A 16,721-nucleotide genomic window follows, 5' to 3' on the forward strand; every position below is an offset into this window, starting at 1 on the left:
GCCCGCGCAATCAGAAGCCGATCGTGTAGCGCACCGCGCCCCCGACGTCGGCGGGCAACACCGCGTAATTGCCGGGATCGCGCCGCCAGAACAGGTTGGTCTGCAGGTCGCCGGTGCCGAGCAGGATGCGATAGCGCGCCTCGACGTCGATCTCGCGGCCCTGCGGGGCGAGGTTGAGCCGCTGCGTCGTCCAGTCGCTGACCGTCAGCGTCGCATAATCCCAGTTGGTCGGCAGGCGATAGTCGAGCCCGCCGCGCGCCACCCGCAGCGGCTGCGCGACGCGCAATCCGATGCTGTCGCGACCGAACAGATGATCCTTGCCGACATCCGCGGCGAACGCCTCGGTGAGCAGCCGGCCGCGGCCGTCGAAACCGCCGCGCAGGGTCGCATCGCTGCGGCCGCGCCGCCACGATCCGCCCAGCGACCAGCCCGCGCCGATGCTCCAGCGCGCATCGGCGTCGATGAACCAGCTGCGCGCCCGCGCCGCGCCGAGCCCGCCGTCGAAGCGCGCGCCGAGCAACGTGTCGCTTTCGTTGAGGTTGCTCAGCGACAGCGTCGCGTCGAGCCCGCCCCAATGATGGTCCGCGGTCACCGTCACTCGCTGATAGCCCGAGCGGCGATAGCCATCGAGCCCGGCGAGCATCGCGTCGCGCCGCGCCAGGACGTCGCCGCTCTCGATCGTTGCGGTCAGGCCGATGCCGCCGACCTGCTGGCGCAGCGCGCCCGCCGACCGGGCGATACTGTCGAAGCCGAGCCCGCTCTGCCCGGCGACGAGGAAGGCGGGCTGCGCCTGTCCGGTCATCTGCGCGGTGAGGCTGCCGGTTCCCTGCGAGAAGGCGAAGCCGAAGCTGGTCCTGGCGCCGAGCCGCTGCGTCACCGCGCCGGCGATCGCCCGCGCGGTATTGGCCTGGCCTTCGCTCAATCGGCTGCGTTCCAGCGCGATCTCGCCGTTTGGCCGCGGTGCCAGCGTCAGCGAGATGGTCGTGTCGCCCGCCGCCAGCACCTGGTTGCGCTGCCGGTTCTGCAATACGCCGGCGAGCGTGCGCGAGGGACCGGCACGGTTGATCGTGCCGGCGAGATCGATCGCGAAGGCGCGGTCGTAGCTGTCGAGGATCACCGTGCCGAGCTGCCCGACCCGCGCGTCGCCCATCGGCGCCGACAGCGTCGCATTGGTGGCGAGCGAGACCGCGATATGCGATCCGGCGACGCTCGACGTGCCGACCGGCTGGAACGCCTTTGTCAGGTCGAGCACGCCGTTGCCGTAGACGCTGTCGACCCCCGCCGCGCCCACATCACGCGCGGTGCGGAACAGAAGGTCGACGATCTGCGCGCCGCTGAGGTTGGGAAACGCCTGCGCGAGCAGCGCGATCGCGCCCGAGATCTGCGGGGCGGCGAAGGACGTGCCCGACCAAAGATACGGCGTGCCGTTCTGGTTGGGCGCGCGCACCTGTTCGCCGACCGCGGTCAGGTAATGCGCCGCGCCGGTGCCCGCCCGGTCGCTGAACGAGGAGATGGCGTCGTTGGTACCGACCGAGCCGGCGACGATCACCAGATTGCGCGCCGCGGCATTGCCGGCGACGGAGGTGAACGCATCGGGATTGTCGCTGCCGTCGTTGCCCGCGGCGATGACGACGATGATGCCGCGCGCGGTGGCGCGGCCGATCGCGTCGATCAGCGACTGCGGCATCGTCGCGCCGCCCAGCGACAGGTTGATCACCCGCGCGCCCGCGCCGCGCGCCGCATCGACGCCCTTGGTGATCGCGTCGGTGCCGAACTTGCAGCCCGAATCGCTCCCCGCCTCGCTGCTCGACGCGCACGAGCCCGGCCGGTCGGCGCGCAGCACGGTCAGCGTCGCCTCGAACGCGACGCCCTGCGATCCCATGCCGTTGCGCCGGCCGACCGCGGCGAAGGCGACCGCGGTGCCATGGCCGCCCTCGTCGCCGATCGTCGCATTGCCCGCGACGTCCTGCGACGCGCTCGACAATCGGCCGGTGAATTCCTGGCTCGACAGGCTGATGCCGCTGTCGATCACCGCGACGTTGACGCCGGCCCCGGTCGCGCCCTTGTTGTAGGCGGCGAGCGCGTTCATCGACACCGCGCCCACCGCGGCGCGATATTCGCTCGTGTCGTAATTGGTCGGCGTCGGCGTCGGCGCGGGTGTCGCGGCCGGCGTTGGTGTCGGTGCGGGAGCGGGTGCCGGTGTCGGCGCGGGCGTTGCGACCGGCGTCGGTGTCGGCGTCTGCGCGGTGGGCGGGGCGGGCGTAGAGTTGATCCCGCCACCGCCGCCGCCGCCGCAACCGGCGATCAGCAGCGGCCACGCCAAAGCGGCGCCGTATCGTATTCCCGTTCCTGCGCGCACATCCACCCCCGGTCGGAAGTCGACTTAGTGTCGGCGTCCTTACAAGACCTTAACGCGAACGTCAGGCAGGCAGGACAGCCACTTGCTTGTGCCTGTCGCGATCGCCGCCTAGACGCCGCGGCATGCTCGCGACGCTCGCCCCGATCGACACCTGGATCTTCGATCTCGATAATACGCTGTATCCGGCCCGCGCCAATCTGTTCGCGCGGATCGATCACCGCATGACCGATTATATCGCGCGGCTGCTCGATCTGCCGTGGGACGAGGCGCGGCTGGTGCAGAAGGAGTATTTCCACCGCCACGGCACGACGCTGACCGGGCTGATGGCGGACCACGACGTCGATCCGCACGACTTCCTCGCCGAGGTCCACGATATCGAGATGGACGTGCTTGAACAGGATGCGCCGCTGGCCGCGGCGATCGCCGCGCTGCCCGGCCGCAAGCTCGTCTTCACCAACGGCGACAAGCCCTATGCGTTGAAGGTGCTCGACCGGCTCGGCCTCGGTGCGCATTTCGAGGCGATCCACGACATCCACGCGATGGACCTCGTCCCCAAGCCGCACCCGTCGGCCTATGCGAACCTGTGCGCGCGGCTGAACATCGAGCCGACCCGCGCCATCTTCTTCGAGGACATGGCACGCAACCTCGCGCCCGCCAAGGCGATCGGGATGACCACCGTCTGGATCGACAACGGCTCCGAACAGGGGCCGGAAACCGCGCGCGATTTCATCGACTTCACCGTCCACGATCTCGCATCGTGGCTGCAGCACATCATGGAGGCATCATGAGCCAGGACCTGTCCACCGTCATCGAGACCGCATGGGAGGATCGCGCGTCGCTCGGCTTCGCCACCACCGGTGAGGTCCGCCTCGCGGTCGATCGCGCGCTGGCGCTGCTCGACGCGGGCGAGGCGCGCGTCGCCGAGCCCGACGGTGCGGGCGGCTGGCGGGTCAACCAATGGCTCAAGAAGGCGGTGCTGCTCAGCTTCCGCCTCAACGACAATACGTTGATCGACAACGGTCCGGGCGCCGGCCATTGGTTCGACAAGGTCCCCTCCAAGTTCAGCGGCTGGAGCGAGGCCGAATTCCGCGCCGCCGGCTTCCGCGCGGTGCCGGGCAGCGTCGTGCGCCGCGGCGCCTATGTCGCGCCCGGCGCGATCCTGATGCCGAGCTTCGTCAACATCGGCGCGCATGTCGGCGAGGGGACGATGGTCGACACATGGGCGACCGTCGGCTCCTGCGCGCAGATCGGCAAGAACGTCCATCTGTCGGGCGGTGCCGGCATCGGCGGCGTGCTCGAGCCGTTGCAGGCCGACCCTGTCATCATCGGCGACGGCGCGTTCATCGGCGCGCGCTCCGAAGTGGCGGAGGGCGTGCGCGTCGGCGAGGGCGCGGTGCTGTCGATGGGCGTCTATCTCGGCGCCTCGACCAAGATCATCGACCGCGCCACCGGCGAGGTCTTCAAGGGCGAGGTCCCGCCTTATGCGGTGGTGGTGCCGGGTTCGACCGGCGGCAGCGACGGCAAGCCCAGCCTCTATTGCGCGGTGATCGTCAAGCGCGTCGATGCGCAGACCCGCAGCAAGACCAGCATCAACGATCTGCTGCGCGACTGAGGTGGCGGGCGGTACGCTGACCTGCCCGTCCGTCATTCGGCGCATCTCGCGATCTCGGCGAAGCTCGGTCCGTGAAACACCAAGCTTGCACCCCGGCCTTCGCCGGGGTGCATCAGCCGTTTTTCGGACCTCTCGAACGAGTCCGGGGTGACGGGGAGGGCGTGTTGGCCTATGGCCTAACCCGTTACGGCCGCACGCACTTTCCCACTCATCCCCAGCTATTTTCACGCTGCGGCGCAACCAGAGGCGGATCGGAACGTTGTCGGTAGGCTTGGGGGTGGATTCGAACGCGAACGCTCTCGCAAAGGGGAACGAAAACCGCGTGCGATTTCTGACCGGACGACAGTATTGGCTGGCCATCGCCTTGGTCGCTGCGGCGCCGACCGGCGCGCAATTCAACCAGCAGCAAGGTACCGCCCCCGCGCGCGGACCCGATGCGCCGAAGACCAATCCCCAGAACGCCAATTCTCAGCCCGCCGGCGCTCAGACCGCGACGCCGGATGCCAACGCACCGATCGTCCCCGACAGCGAATTCAACGCCAGCCTGCCGCCGCTGAACGGCGACATCAACGCCCCCCTCGAACCGATGCCCGCGCAGCAGGCCGCCACGCCGCCCGCGACCACGCCGGCCACCCCGGCGACGACGCAGCCACTCGTCGCCGCCGACGGCACGCTGCCCCCCGCCGCCGCCGAGAACCCGGAACTCGCGCAGCCGCTTCAGCCGCTCAGCACCTTCGATACCGCGCCGTTGCAGACTGCCGCCGACATCAAGGACAAGGATGCGCCGGAGATTCGTTACGATACGGAACTCAAGGGGCTCGAAAAGCTCGATCTCGCCGCGCAGTTCAACAGCCTGTCCGCGCTCAAGGAAGGCAAGGGCAAGGCCGCCAACGCGACGCAGGTCGCCGCCCGCGCCCGCGAGGACGAGGCGCTCGCGGTACGGCTGATGAAGTCGCTCGGTTATTATGACGCGACCGCGATCTCGCTGATCGAGACGCCGACGAGCACCGATCCCGGCAAGCCCGGCCGCCTCAAGGCGACCGTCACCGGCACGCCCGGCCGCCTGTACCGTCTGTCGTCGATCAAGGTCAACGCCCAGCCGGTCGTTCCCGCCGATCTCATCACGCACAATCTGCCGTTGCGCGTCGGCGATCCGATCGAGGCGGCGCGCATCCAGGGCGCCGAGGCCAATGTCAGCCTCGTCCTGCCGCAGCAGGGCTATCCCTTCGTCAAGGTCGGCGAGCGCGACATCCTGCTCGACGATCAGTCCGAACAGGCGACCGGCGCCTATACGCTGCCGGTCGACACCGGCCCGCGCTCCAGCTTCGGCCAGCTCGTCACCGCGGGCGATCCGGTGTTCGGCGTCGATCATCTCAACGTCTTCCCGCGCTTCAAGAGCGGCGACCTCTACGACAGCCGCAAGACCGACGACCTGCGCGACGCGCTGGTCGCCACCGGCCTGTTCCGCAGCGTCGCGGTCGAGCCGCAGCGCACCGGCCGCACCAATGCCGACGGCACCGAGGCGATCGACCTGCTCGTCCGCCAGACCGAGGGCCCGCCGCGCAGCCTCGCCGGCAGCGCCGGCTATTCGACCGGACAGGGCTTCAAGGCCGAGGGGAGCTGGACGCACCGCAATCTGTTCCCGCCGGAGGGCGCCCTGATCGGCACCGTCGTCGCCGGTACGCAGGAACAGGGTCTGTCGGGCACCTTCCGCCGCTCCAATGCGGGGCAGCGCGACAAGACCTTCACCGCGATCGCCAGCGCGGTCCACCAGAGCTATGACGCGTTCGACGCCTTCACCGGCACGCTGTCGGCGCGCTGGAGCCGCGTCTCGACGCCGATCTGGCAGAAGCGTTTCACATATTATTACGGCGGCGAGCTCGTCGGCACCAACGAGAGCGTCTACGATTTCGCGCGCGGCGACACCGTCCGGCGCACCTACGGGATCGTCGCGCTGCCCGGCCAGGTCGAATGGGACACGTCGGATAGCCTGCTCAACCCGACCCGCGGTTATCGCCTGCGCCTCAACCTCAGCCCGGAAGGCGCGGTGAACGGCGGGGTGCGGCCGTACGTCCGTACGATGATCGAAGGCACGGTCTATTATCCGATCTCGTCCAGCCTGGTGATCGCCGGCCGCGCCAAGGCCGGCTCGATCCAGGGCATCGATCGCGACGATCTCGCGCCGTCGCGCCGTTATTATGGCGGCGGCGGCGGCTCGGTGCGCGGTTACGGCTATCAGCGGCTCGGGCCGCTCGATCCGCAGGGCAATCCGGTCGGCGGGCGCAGCCTCAACGAATTCGCGCTGGAAGCGCGCTATCGCTTCGGCAATTTCGGCATCGTGCCGTTCCTCGACGCCGGCAACAGCTATGAATCGAGCCTGCCCAAGGGCTCGGACCTGAAGTTCGGCGCCGGTATCGGCGGCCGCTTCTATACCAATTTCGGGCCGATGCGGATCGACGTGGCGACACCGCTCAATCCGCGACCGGGCGACGGCAAGGTCGCGCTCTACATCTCGATCGGGCAGGCATTCTAATGGCGCAGCCCGATTACGAAACGACCGACGCTCCGGCCGTGACCAAGCGCCCGCTGTGGCAGAGCATCCTCAAATGGGTGCTGATCGCCGTCCTCGGCGTCGTCGTGCTCGCCGGCGTGGTCGTGCTCGGCATCAACACCGATCCGGGCCGCCGCTTCGTCGCCAACCGGATCGGCGGCTACACCACCGCCTCCGGCCTCAACATCAAGGTCGGGCGGATCGACGGTTCGCTCTACGGCCAGATGGTGCTGTCCGACGTTCGCGTCGCCGATCCCAAGGGCGTCTTCCTGACCAGCCCTAAGCTCGCCGTCGACTGGCGACCGTTTGCCTTCGCCAGCAACCACGTCGACGTGCGCAGCCTGTCGACCGATCTCGTCACGCTGGCGCGCAAGCCCGAACTCAAGCAGACGCCGAGCGACCCTAACGCGCCGTTGCTCCCCGATCTCGATATCGACGTGAACCGGCTGCATGTCGGCCGGCTGGTGATCGCCAAGCCCGTCACCGGCCAGACGCATATCGTCCGCCTCGACGGCGCGGTGCATATCGCCGACCGCCGCGCGCAGCTCGTCACCGACGCCGCCGCGCTCAAGGGGGCAGGGGTCGCCGGCGGCGACACGCTGCACCTCAAGCTCGACGCGGTGCCCGACCAGAACAAGCTCGACGTCAATCTGAAGCTCGACGCCCCCGTCGGCGGCGTCGTCGCGACGATAGGGTCGCTCAAGGCGCCGCTCACCGCCAGCGTCGACGGCCGCGGCAGCTGGAAGGCCTGGCAGGGCCGTGCGCTCGCCACGCTCGGCGGCGGGCAACTCGCCGATATCAACGTCAACGCCCGCGACGGCCATATCGAGCTGCGCGGGTTCGCGACGCCCGGTCTCTACATGCAGGGTCCGGTGGAACGCCTGACCGCGCCGCGGCTCGATCTGGCGATCGACACCACGCTCAACGACCGCAAGGCCGATACGCGGATGCGACTGAAATCGAACGCGCTCGCGGTCGATGCCGGCGGCCTGATCGACCTCGCCAACAGCAGGTTCGGCAATTTCGCGGTCGACGCGCGGCTGCTCACGCCCGGTGCGATCGCCCCCAACGTGCGCGGCCGCGACGTGATGGCGCGCGTCGTGCTCGACGGCGCCTTCGCGACGCCGACGGTCAATTACAAGATCAACGCCGCCGCGCTGGGCTTCGGCACCACGACCGTCGAGAACGTCTATGCCGAAGGGCTGGCGCGGGTGAACAGCGATCGCATCCTGGTGCCGGTCAACGCCCGCGCGCGCCGCGTCACCGGGCTCAACGCCGCGGTCGGCGGCCTCGCCAACAACGTCCGCATCCAGGGCGATTTCGCCATCTCGATGCCCAACATCCTGTCCGACAATCTGCGGATCCGCTCGGACAATATCGACGCAACCGCGATCGTCGTCGCCAATACCGCGACCGGCCGCTACACCGGCGCGCTCAAGGGGCGGGTCAACAACTACCGGCTCGAAAGCATCGGCATCCTCGATCTGTCGACCGACGCCAAGCTCGTCCCCGGCGCGCGCGGCGGCTTCGGCATCACCGGCCGCGTCGTCGCGCAGACCAAGCAATTGTTCAACAGCGGCGTGCGCGACTTCCTCGGCGGCAATGCCGTGGTGCGCAGCGACATCGGCTACAGCCCGGAAGGCATCGTCACCTTCGCCAATCTGCGGATGAACGCGCCGCAATTCCGCATCACCCGCGGCGAGGGCCGGTTCGATCCAGCGACCGGCAGCGTCGCGGTCAATGCCGACGCCGTCTCGACCCAATATGGCCCGCTCACCGCGCGCGTCACCGGCAGCGCCGATGCGCCCGTCGTTGTCTTGCGGGCGGCGCGGCCCGGCGTCGGCATCGGCCTCGTCAACCTCGATGCGCGCGTCGTCGGCCGTGGCGGCGCCTATGCGGTCACCGCCAGCGGCGGCACCAATTACGGTCCGTTCACCGCCAACGTGCTGGTGCGGCCGAGCCCGCGCCTCACCGTCGACGTCAACCGCGTCGTCTTCGCCGGTATCGTCGGCAGCGGCCGGGTCGCGGCGACGCCGGCGGGTCCGTTCGCGGGCGCACTGCAATTCGCCGGCCGCGGCATCACCGGCAACGTCCGCCTCGCCGATCAGGGCGGCAACCAGCGTGCCGACGTCGCCGCGCGCGCCTATAACGCCACCATCCCCGGTTATGCCGACTTCACCATCGGCCGCGCGATCGTCAACGCCAGCGTCGTGATGACGCCCAAGGCGCCGCAGGTGGTCGCCGACGTCCAGGTCGCCGACACGCGCTACAATGCCTTCGTCATCCAGGCGATGCGCGCCAAGGTGAACTATGTCCGCGGTCGCGGCACGGCGCAGGCGCTGCTCACCGGCTCCAGCGGCGTGCCGCTGCGCGTCGCGCTCAACGCCCGCCTGTCGCCCGACGATTATCTGATCGCCGCGCAGGGCCAGGCGAACAACATTCCGTTCCGCACGGTCAATCCGGCGCACGTCACCAAGGCGGGCGGCAGCTATCGCCTCGCCGCGACGCGGATCGACTTCGGCCAGGGCGCCACCGCCGGCTCGACGCGGATCGCCGGCTCGTTCGGTGGCGGCGTCACCGCGGCGCAGGCGCGGCTCGACCGGCTCAACCTGTCGATGCTCTCGGCGTTCATGCCCAATCTCGGCGTGTCCGGCGCGGTCACCGGCAGCCTCGATTACCGCCAGCAGGGCAATGCCATCCCGCAGGCGGACGCGCGCGTCACCATCGCCAACTTCCAGCGCACCGGCCTTGCCGCGGTGTCCGAACCCGTCGACGTCCAGTTCGTCGGCCGGCTCGTGCCCGACGGCGGCGAGGCGCGGGCATTGGTCAAGCGCGGGACGACCACCGTCGGTCGCCTGCTCGCAACGCTGCGGCCGCTGCCGCCGGGCGCGGGTTCGTGGACGACACGGCTGATGCAGGCGCCGCTGTCCGGCGGCATCCGCTACAACGGTCCGTCGGGCGTGCTGTTCAGCCTCGCCGCTCTGCCCGGCCAGCAGCTCAGCGGGCCGATCGCGGTCGCCGCCGATTTCTCCGGCCGCGTCTCCGCGCCGCAGCTCAACGGCCTGATCCGTGCCGACAATCTCACCTACGACAACGAGACCTACGGGACCCGCCTGTCGCAGATGAAGATCGCCGCGCGCTTCACCAACGATCGCCTCGAACTGACCAGCCTGTCGGCGCGTGCCGGCAACGGCACGGTGCAGGCGCAGGGCAGCGTCGGCCTGGCCGCCGCCAGCGGCTTCCCGATCGACCTGCGCGCCAAGCTCGACAATGCGCAGCTCGCCAAGAGCGACGCTTTGTCGGCGACCACCTCGGGCGACATCCGCTTCACGTATGGGCGTGACGGCGGCCTGTTGCAGGGCAACCTCAACATCCCCGAGGCGCGCTACGAGATCATCCGCCAGGGCTCTGCCGAGGTTCCCGAACTCACCGGCATCCGCCGCAAGAGCCAGATCGTGACGCCGCGGCCGACCGATCGACCCAAGCCGGCGCCGGTCAGCCTGATCAAGCTCGACCTCACCGTCCGCGCCGCCAACCAGCTTTTCGTGTCGGGCATGGGTCTCGAATCCGAATGGGAGATGAACCTGAAGGTCGGCGGCACTTCGGTGGCGCCGGTGATCACCGGCGGCCTCGATCTGGTGCGCGGCACCTATTCGTTCGCCGGCAAGCGGTTCGAAGTGACGCGCGGCACGATCCGCTTCCGCGGCGGGCAGTTGACCGATCCGGACATCAACATCCAGGCGTCGACCACCGTCAACGGCATCACCGCGGTGATCGCGATCACCGGCACCGGCCAGCGACCGCAGATCGCCTTCACCTCGACCCCGGCGCTGCCGCAGGACGAAGTGCTCAGCCGCCTGCTGTTCGGCACCAACCCCGAGAACCTCTCGGCGACCGAGGCGCTGCAATTGGCCAGCGCGCTCAACTCGCTGCGCGGGTCGGGCGGTGGTGGGCTCAACCCGCTCGGCAAGCTGCGTTCGGCGACCGGTTTCGACCGGCTGCGCGTCCTCGGCGCCGACGAGGCGAGCGGTCGCGGCACCAGCCTCGCCGCGGGCAAATATCTGACCGACAACATCTACGTCGAGATCGTCACCGATGCCCGCGGCTATACCGCGACGCAGCTCGAGATCGCGCTCACCAAGGCGTTGAGTCTGCTCACCTCGACCGGATCGGCCGGTGGTTCGGATGCCCGACTGAAATATTCGAAGGATTATTGAGGGGGCGATGGCCGAGCACGTCGATGTCCTCGTGGTCGGTGCCGGGATTTCCGGCATCGGCCAGGGCTATCACCTGCAACGCCGCTGCCCCGACCGTAGCTATCTGATCCTCGAAGCCCGGCCGACGCTCGGCGGCACCTGGGACCTGTTCCGTTATCCCGGCATCCGCTCGGACAGCGACATGCATACGCTTGGCTTCTCCTTCCATCCTTGGACGGACGAACGCTCGATCGCCGGCGGGGCGACGATCCGCAGCTATGTCGAGGAGGCGGCGCGAGCGCATGGCATCGATCGCCACATCCGCTTCGGCCACCACGTCATCACCGCCGCCTGGTCGACCGAGGCGGCGCGCTGGACGATCGAGGCGACCGGCCCCGACGGCGAACCGTGGGTCTTCATCTGCAATTTCCTGTGCATGTGTTCGGGCTATTATGATTACGCCCGGGGCTTCACGCCCGACTTCGCCGATGCCGAGCGGTTCGGGGGTACGATCGTCCATCCGCAATTCTGGCCCGACGACCTCTCTTATGCGGGCAAGCGGATCGTCGTGATCGGCAGCGGTGCGACCGCGATGACGCTGGTACCCGAACTCGCCCGGCAGGCGGCGCACGTCACCATGTTGCAGCGCTCGCCGACCTATGTCGTGTCGCGCCCGGCGGAAGATCGCCTCGCCAACTGGCTGCGCGCGCGGCTACCCGGCAAGGCTGCTTATCGCATCACCCGCTGGAAGAACGTGCTGACCAGCATGGTCTATTACCGGCTCGCGAAGACCCGCCCTGCACAATTCAGGGCGCGCCTGCTGGCGATGGTCCGCGGCCACCTCGGCCCCGATTACGACGTCGAGCGGCATTTCACGCCGCGCTACGATCCGTGGGACCAAAGGCTCTGCCTCGTCCCCGACGCCGATCTGTTCGCCAGCCTCAAGCGCGGCGACGCCTCGGTGGTGACCGGGACGATCGAGCGTTTTACCGAAACGGGTATCCGCCTCGGCTCAGGCGAGGAAATCCCCGCCGACGTGATCGTCACCGCGACCGGACTGCGGCTGCAATGGCTGAGCGACATCCGCTTCACGCGCGACGGCGCACCGATCGCGTTCGACAAGACCCTGCAATATAAGGGGATGATGTTCTCGGACGTGCCGAATCTCGCTTACACCTTCGGCTATACCAACGCATCGTGGACGCTGAAGGCGGAGCTGGTGGCGACCTATGTCTGCCGGTTGCTCAATACGATGCGCCAGCGCGGGCTGCGTCAGGCGACGCCGCGGCTGCGCGATCCGGCGATGGCGACCGAACCCTTCGTCGATTTCACCTCTGGGTACATCCAGCGGGCGGCGCATCTCCTGCCGCAGCAGGGCGCGCGCAAGCCGTGGAAGCTCAACCAGAATTATGTGCTGGATGTGGTCGCGCTGCGGTTCGGCTCGGTCGATGACGACATGGTCTTCGACAATCCGGAGCCCGGCCGGCGCGACGCCGCCTGATCGTTCGCCGGCGGCCCGTAAGGGGAGGGCGGTGACCCTCGAACGCGAAGCGGCCCGGCCCGTGCGATCCCGCCGACCAGCGACAGGGAACGACACGGCCCGGGCCGCGAAGGCGGTTACCAGGGCTTGATGTTAACCGAAATGGCCGCGAGGACGAGTGCGAAAACTACCGACATGCTAATCTCCCTTATCGTGGCATCTCCAGGATGCGTGATTTCCTTAACCTGATGTTAAGCATTTAACAATCCGTCCCGCAGCCGCTTAGATGGCTCATGCGCGATTAATCTTATCTTCAAACCTGATGGCCTACCCCGAGCCCATGACCGTCGCGCACCGCTCGGAAACCGTGGAAATGCTGGCTTCCCGTGCCAAGACGGGGGCACAGCGGACGACCGATCCGGCGTTCCGCTTCCAGCTGATCGCGGAAATCGCCAATTTCATCGAACTACGCCGCCGCCTCGGCTGCGCCCGCGCCGAACTGCTCGTCGGCCTCGTCGCCGACCGAGTCGCGCGGGTGTTGCCGACCGCCAGCGTCGCCGTGCTTGGCCGGACCCAGATCGCCAGCGGTTTCCGCGACGGCGACCGGGCCGCGGTCGATCGCAACATCGTCGCGATCGAAAAAGCGTTCGAACAGGCCTTCATCCTCGACGATCAGCAGGTCACCATCCGCCTGACCTTCGGTGCCGCCGCCGCACCCGCCGCCAATCTCGATGAGGTTGCCCTGATCGAGGAGGCGGAGAATGCCCTCGCCGAGGCACGCACCGCTTATCATACGGTGACCCACGCGGTCGCGCCGCGGTCGACGCTCGACGTGCTGCAAGTGGCGCGCGATCTCGATCAGGCGATCGATCGCGACGAATTGGTGCTGCACTATCAGCCCAAGGTGCACGTCCGCCATCAGGAGATTCGCAGCGCCGAGGCGCTGGTACGCTGGCATCATCCCGAGCGCGGCCTCGTGATGCCCAACGATTTCATCTCGGTCGCCGAAGAATGTATGCTGATCGACCGCATGACCCTGTGGACGATCCGTCGTGCGATCGAGGATCAGCGGACCCTCGCCGCGCGCGGCCATGATCTCCGCCTGTTCATCAACATCGCCGGCCAGTTGCTCGCCGACAGCGCCTTCGTCCGCGCCGCCTGCGATCTCGTCGGCGGCAGCGACGCCAAGCTCGGCTTCGAGATCACCGAAACGTCGGTGATTCGCGATCCCGCTAGCGCGATCGCCAATCTCCAGATCTTTGCGGATTTCGGCATCACGATCGCGATCGACGATTATGGTGCCGGCCTGTCCTCGCTCGCCTATCTCAAGCAATTGCCGGCGCGCGAGCTCAAGATCGACAAGCTGTTCGTCACCCAGCTCACCAGCTCCAACCGCGATCCGTTGATCGTCCGTTCGACCATCGATCTCGCCCACGCGCTGGAGATGGAAGTGGTCGCCGAAGGCGTGGAGACGCATGCCGCATTGGCGCTGCTCACCGTGATGGGCTGCGACATGGTGCAGGGCTTCCTGATCAGCCGCCCCGTCGTGCTCGAATCCTTGATCCAATATCTCGACGAAGGGCGCCACCGCGCGCCGGCACCCGATCCGCTCGCGGGCTTCGGCGGCTTCGCCGCTACCCGACGCGTCGTCTGACGATGCGCCGCTGGCCCTGGCGGTCGTGGCTGGCGGTCGGCCTGCTCGCGCTGGCGCCGGTTTCGGCGACGGCGGATGTCTTCGATACGCTTGTGGTTGACGCCAAGACGGCGATGCTCAGCGATCCCCACCGTACCGCCGACCGCGCGCTCGCTGCCGAACGCCTCGCCGATCGCGAGCCGCCGTCGCGTCAGCGTGCGCTCCGGCAAGCAACCGCCAACTGGCTGCGCGGCGAGGCGCTGATGCGGCTCAACGACGTCGGCGCCGCCGAACCGTTGATCGAAAAGGCGGTGACGTTGTCGTCACGGCTGGCACCGGGATCGGAATTGCAAGGCGACGCATTGCTCGCCAGCGGCTGGATTCATACCGTACATGCCGATGTTGCTCGTGCGCTCAGCGACTATCAACGCGCGCACGGCATCTTTCAGGCTTTGGGCAATACGCGTAGCCAAGCCAAGGCATTGCAGTCGATCGGGTCGCTCTACGCCGACGCCAACGATCAGGCGAGCGCGCTTCGCTATTACGATCAGGCGCTTGCACTCTACCGTTCGGATCCGATGCTGGCGCTGACGCTCTACAACAACCGCGGCAACTCGCTGAAGGACCTCGGTCGTTACCGCGAGGCGGCGCAGCAGTTCCGCAACGGCTTGGCGCTTACCGAACGGATCAACAGCCCGTTGCTGCGCGTGCTGATCCTCGGCAACATCGCCGAGGCACGGCTGATGGACAAGGATGTCGCCGGGGCACAGCGCGCGATCGACCAGGGGCTGCAACTGTCGACCCGCGGCGAGGCGGCGGGGTTTCGCAAGACGCTGATCGGCCTCGACGCGCAGGCTGCCTATCAGCGCGGCAATATCCCCAAGGCCTTGGCGCTGATCGCCGAACGGTTCGACGGCGAGGATATCGACCGCACCACCCTTATCGATCGCGAGGCGCATCGCACCGCCTACACCATCTATCGCGCCGCCGGCCGGCCCGAACTGGCGTTGCGTCATCTCGTCGCCTTGAAGCGGCTCGACGACGAATCGACCGCGCTCGCCCGCTCGACCAGCGCGGCGCTGATGGCGGCGCGGTTCGATTTCGCCAATCAGGAACTCAAGATCGCCAGCCTGCAGCGCGACGAGGCCCGCCGCAACGTCGCCTACGAACAGGCGCGCACCCGCACGCAGCGCAACATCTTCCTCGGCGTCGTCGCCTCGACCATCCTCGCGATCGGTCTGCTCGGGATCGGCCTGATCACCCTGCGCCGCAGCCGCAACGAAGTCCGCGCCGCCAACAACGACCTCGCCGTCACCAACACCGCGCTCGGCAAGGCCTTGGCCGCCAAGACCGAATTCCTCGCCACCACCAGCCACGAAATCCGCACGCCGCTCAACGGCATCCTCGGCATGACGCAGGTGATGCTCGCCGACGCGCGGATCGGCGGCAGCACGCGCGACCGGCTCAGCGTCGTGTACAGCGCCGGCGTGACGATGCGCACACTGGTCGACGACATCCTCGACGTCGCCAAGATGGAGACCGGCAACCTCACGGTCGAGGACGCGCCGTTCGACCTGCGCGCGATGATCACCGAATCGACCCGATTGTGGCAGGACCAGGCGGAGGCGAAGGGCATCGCTTTCCACCGCGACATCGCGGCGTGCCCGACGATGATTCAGGGCGACGCTGCGCGGTTGCGGCAGATCGTGTTCAACCTGATGTCGAACGCGCTCAAATTCACGACGGAGGGCAGCGTGACGCTGCACGTGTCCGCGGTCGGCGACGACCGCCTGCGCATCGTCGTCGCCGATACCGGCATCGGCATCCCGGCCGAGACGCGCGAGGCGATCTTCGAATCCTTCCGTCAGGCGGACACCAGCACCACCCGCCGCTTCGGCGGCACCGGCCTGGGCCTGTCGATCTGCCGCAATCTCGCGCGCGCGATGGGCGGCGACGTCACCGTGACCAGCGTGATGGGCGAGGGGTCGCGGTTCATCGTCGATCTGCCGCTGGTCCGTGCCGAGGCCGCGACCGCGCCGGCCGATGCCGCGGCCGGCACCGCGGGGATGCTGGTGCTCGACCGCAACCCGATCACGCGCAGCATGCTCCGGACGCTGATGACGCCGCATGCCGGCGCGGTAATGGTCAGCGCGACGCTGGACGAGGCATTCGCCGCGTTGGCCACGACGCAGTTCGACCAACTGCTGGTCGACGCATCTGCGCTCGGCGAGCCCGACGAAGCCCGCGTCGCCTTGCGAAAACTGGCCGATGCGGCCGCTGCTGCGGACATCACGATCCTCTGGCCGAGCGCCGCGGACGCCGATCGATGCGCGTCCGAAACGGATGCAGCATTCCGTAACGTTATCAAACCGGTCAGTGGTTCGACATTGGTCGCATTCCTCTATCCCGCGTGCCATGTGGCGCTTGTGTCGCAGGCGGCATGAAGCGTAGACGCATTAGCATGCCATCGCTGATCCCACCGACGCCGCAGCCCTCCCGATGAACGTCCTGTTCATCGAAGACGACCGGATGAACCGCCGCGTCGTCAGGGACATGCTCGATGTCGCGGGGGTCACGATGATGGAGGCGGAAAGCGCGGAGGACGGACTGAGCGCGATCGACGCGCAGGATTTCGACATGCTGCTGATCGACCTGCGCATGCCCGGCATGGACGGCATCACCGCGATCGGCCACATCCGCGCGCGGCCCGACGGCAAGGCGGCGGTGCCGATCATCGTCATCACCGCCGACACCGCGCTCGACCTGCGCGAGCGTTGCATCGCCGCGGGTGCGGACGAAGTGCTGTTCAAGCCGGTCGCGATGGACGCGCTGTTCGAGGCGATGGGCCGCATCCTGGCGCGCGACGCCGACGGCGGGATGCTCGTCTGAC

At 68.2% G+C, this 16,721-nt stretch carries 9 protein-coding genes; 8 read left to right on the forward strand and 1 reads right to left on the reverse strand.

Going from position 1 to position 16,721, the window contains the following annotated elements; genetic code table 11:
* Nucleotides 1–10 precede the first annotated feature (10 nt).
* A complete protein-coding gene (locus tag SFC76_RS08240) occupies nt 11–2,323 on the reverse strand; it encodes a S8 family peptidase (RefSeq protein WP_322848990.1) in 2,313 nt (770 codons plus the stop codon).
* Between the two features lie 158 nt (nt 2,324–2,481).
* Here SFC76_RS08240 and SFC76_RS08245 point away from each other — a divergent pair, with 158 nt between their 5' ends.
* The 8 genes from SFC76_RS08245 to SFC76_RS08280 all read left to right on the forward strand — a co-directional run bounded on the left by SFC76_RS08245 (nt 2,482) and on the right by SFC76_RS08280 (nt 16,720).
* Nucleotides 2,482–3,147 carry a pyrimidine 5'-nucleotidase gene (locus tag SFC76_RS08245; protein ID WP_322848991.1) on the forward strand — a complete coding sequence of 222 codons (666 nt, stop codon included), beginning with the start codon at nt 2,482–2,484 and terminating at the stop codon, nt 3,145–3,147.
* Nucleotides 3,144–3,971 carry a 2,3,4,5-tetrahydropyridine-2,6-dicarboxylate N-succinyltransferase gene (dapD, locus tag SFC76_RS08250; RefSeq protein WP_322848992.1) on the forward strand — a complete coding sequence of 276 codons (828 nt, stop codon included), beginning with the start codon at nt 3,144–3,146 and terminating at the stop codon, nt 3,969–3,971. The genes SFC76_RS08245 and dapD overlap by 4 nt, the downstream gene beginning before the upstream one ends.
* A gap of 331 nt (nt 3,972–4,302) precedes the next feature.
* On the forward strand, nt 4,303–6,504 hold the full coding sequence (locus SFC76_RS08255; RefSeq protein WP_322849095.1) for an autotransporter assembly complex protein TamA: 2,202 nt from the start codon (nt 4,303–4,305) through the stop codon (nt 6,502–6,504).
* Nucleotides 6,504–10,739 (forward strand): translocation/assembly module TamB domain-containing protein, encoded by a 4,236-nt coding sequence (locus SFC76_RS08260; RefSeq protein ID WP_322848993.1) that lies wholly within the window; start codon nt 6,504–6,506, stop codon nt 10,737–10,739. Before SFC76_RS08255 ends, SFC76_RS08260 begins: the two co-directional genes overlap by 1 nt.
* A gap of 7 nt (nt 10,740–10,746) precedes the next feature.
* Nucleotides 10,747–12,219: an NAD(P)/FAD-dependent oxidoreductase gene (locus SFC76_RS08265; protein ID WP_322848994.1), complete on the forward strand. Its 1,473-nt coding sequence runs from the start codon at nt 10,747–10,749 to the stop codon at nt 12,217–12,219.
* Nucleotides 12,220–12,538: 319 nt separating this feature from the next.
* Complete coding sequence (locus tag SFC76_RS08270; RefSeq protein WP_322848995.1) at nt 12,539–13,852, forward strand: EAL domain-containing protein; 1,314 nt, start codon at nt 12,539–12,541, stop codon at nt 13,850–13,852.
* 2 nt (nt 13,853–13,854) lie between these two features.
* On the forward strand, nt 13,855–16,275 hold the full coding sequence (locus SFC76_RS08275; RefSeq protein ID WP_322848996.1) for an ATP-binding protein: 2,421 nt from the start codon (nt 13,855–13,857) through the stop codon (nt 16,273–16,275).
* 55 nt (nt 16,276–16,330) lie between these two features.
* On the forward strand, nt 16,331–16,720 hold the full coding sequence (locus tag SFC76_RS08280) for a response regulator (RefSeq protein WP_322848997.1): 390 nt from the start codon (nt 16,331–16,333) through the stop codon (nt 16,718–16,720).
* Nucleotide 16,721: the final 1 nt, after the last annotated feature.

Source organism: Sphingomonas sp. CD22 (genome assembly GCF_034556155.1).
Taxonomy (GTDB): Bacteria; Pseudomonadota; Alphaproteobacteria; order Sphingomonadales; family Sphingomonadaceae; genus Sphingomonas.

Coding starts and splice junctions, on each gene's coding strand:
- SFC76_RS08245 (WP_322848991.1), top strand. CDS start 2,482: ATGCTCGCGACGCTCGCCCCGATCGACACCTGGATCTTCGATCTCGAT.
- dapD (WP_322848992.1), top strand. CDS start 3,144: ATGAGCCAGGACCTGTCCACCGTCATCGAGACCGCATGGGAGGATCGC.
- SFC76_RS08260 (WP_322848993.1), top strand. CDS start 6,504: ATGGCGCAGCCCGATTACGAAACGACCGACGCTCCGGCCGTGACCAAG.
- SFC76_RS08265 (WP_322848994.1), top strand. CDS start 10,747: ATGGCCGAGCACGTCGATGTCCTCGTGGTCGGTGCCGGGATTTCCGGC.
- SFC76_RS08270 (WP_322848995.1), top strand. CDS start 12,539: ATGACCGTCGCGCACCGCTCGGAAACCGTGGAAATGCTGGCTTCCCGT.
- SFC76_RS08275 (WP_322848996.1), top strand. CDS start 13,855: ATGCGCCGCTGGCCCTGGCGGTCGTGGCTGGCGGTCGGCCTGCTCGCG.
- SFC76_RS08280 (WP_322848997.1), top strand. CDS start 16,331: ATGAACGTCCTGTTCATCGAAGACGACCGGATGAACCGCCGCGTCGTC.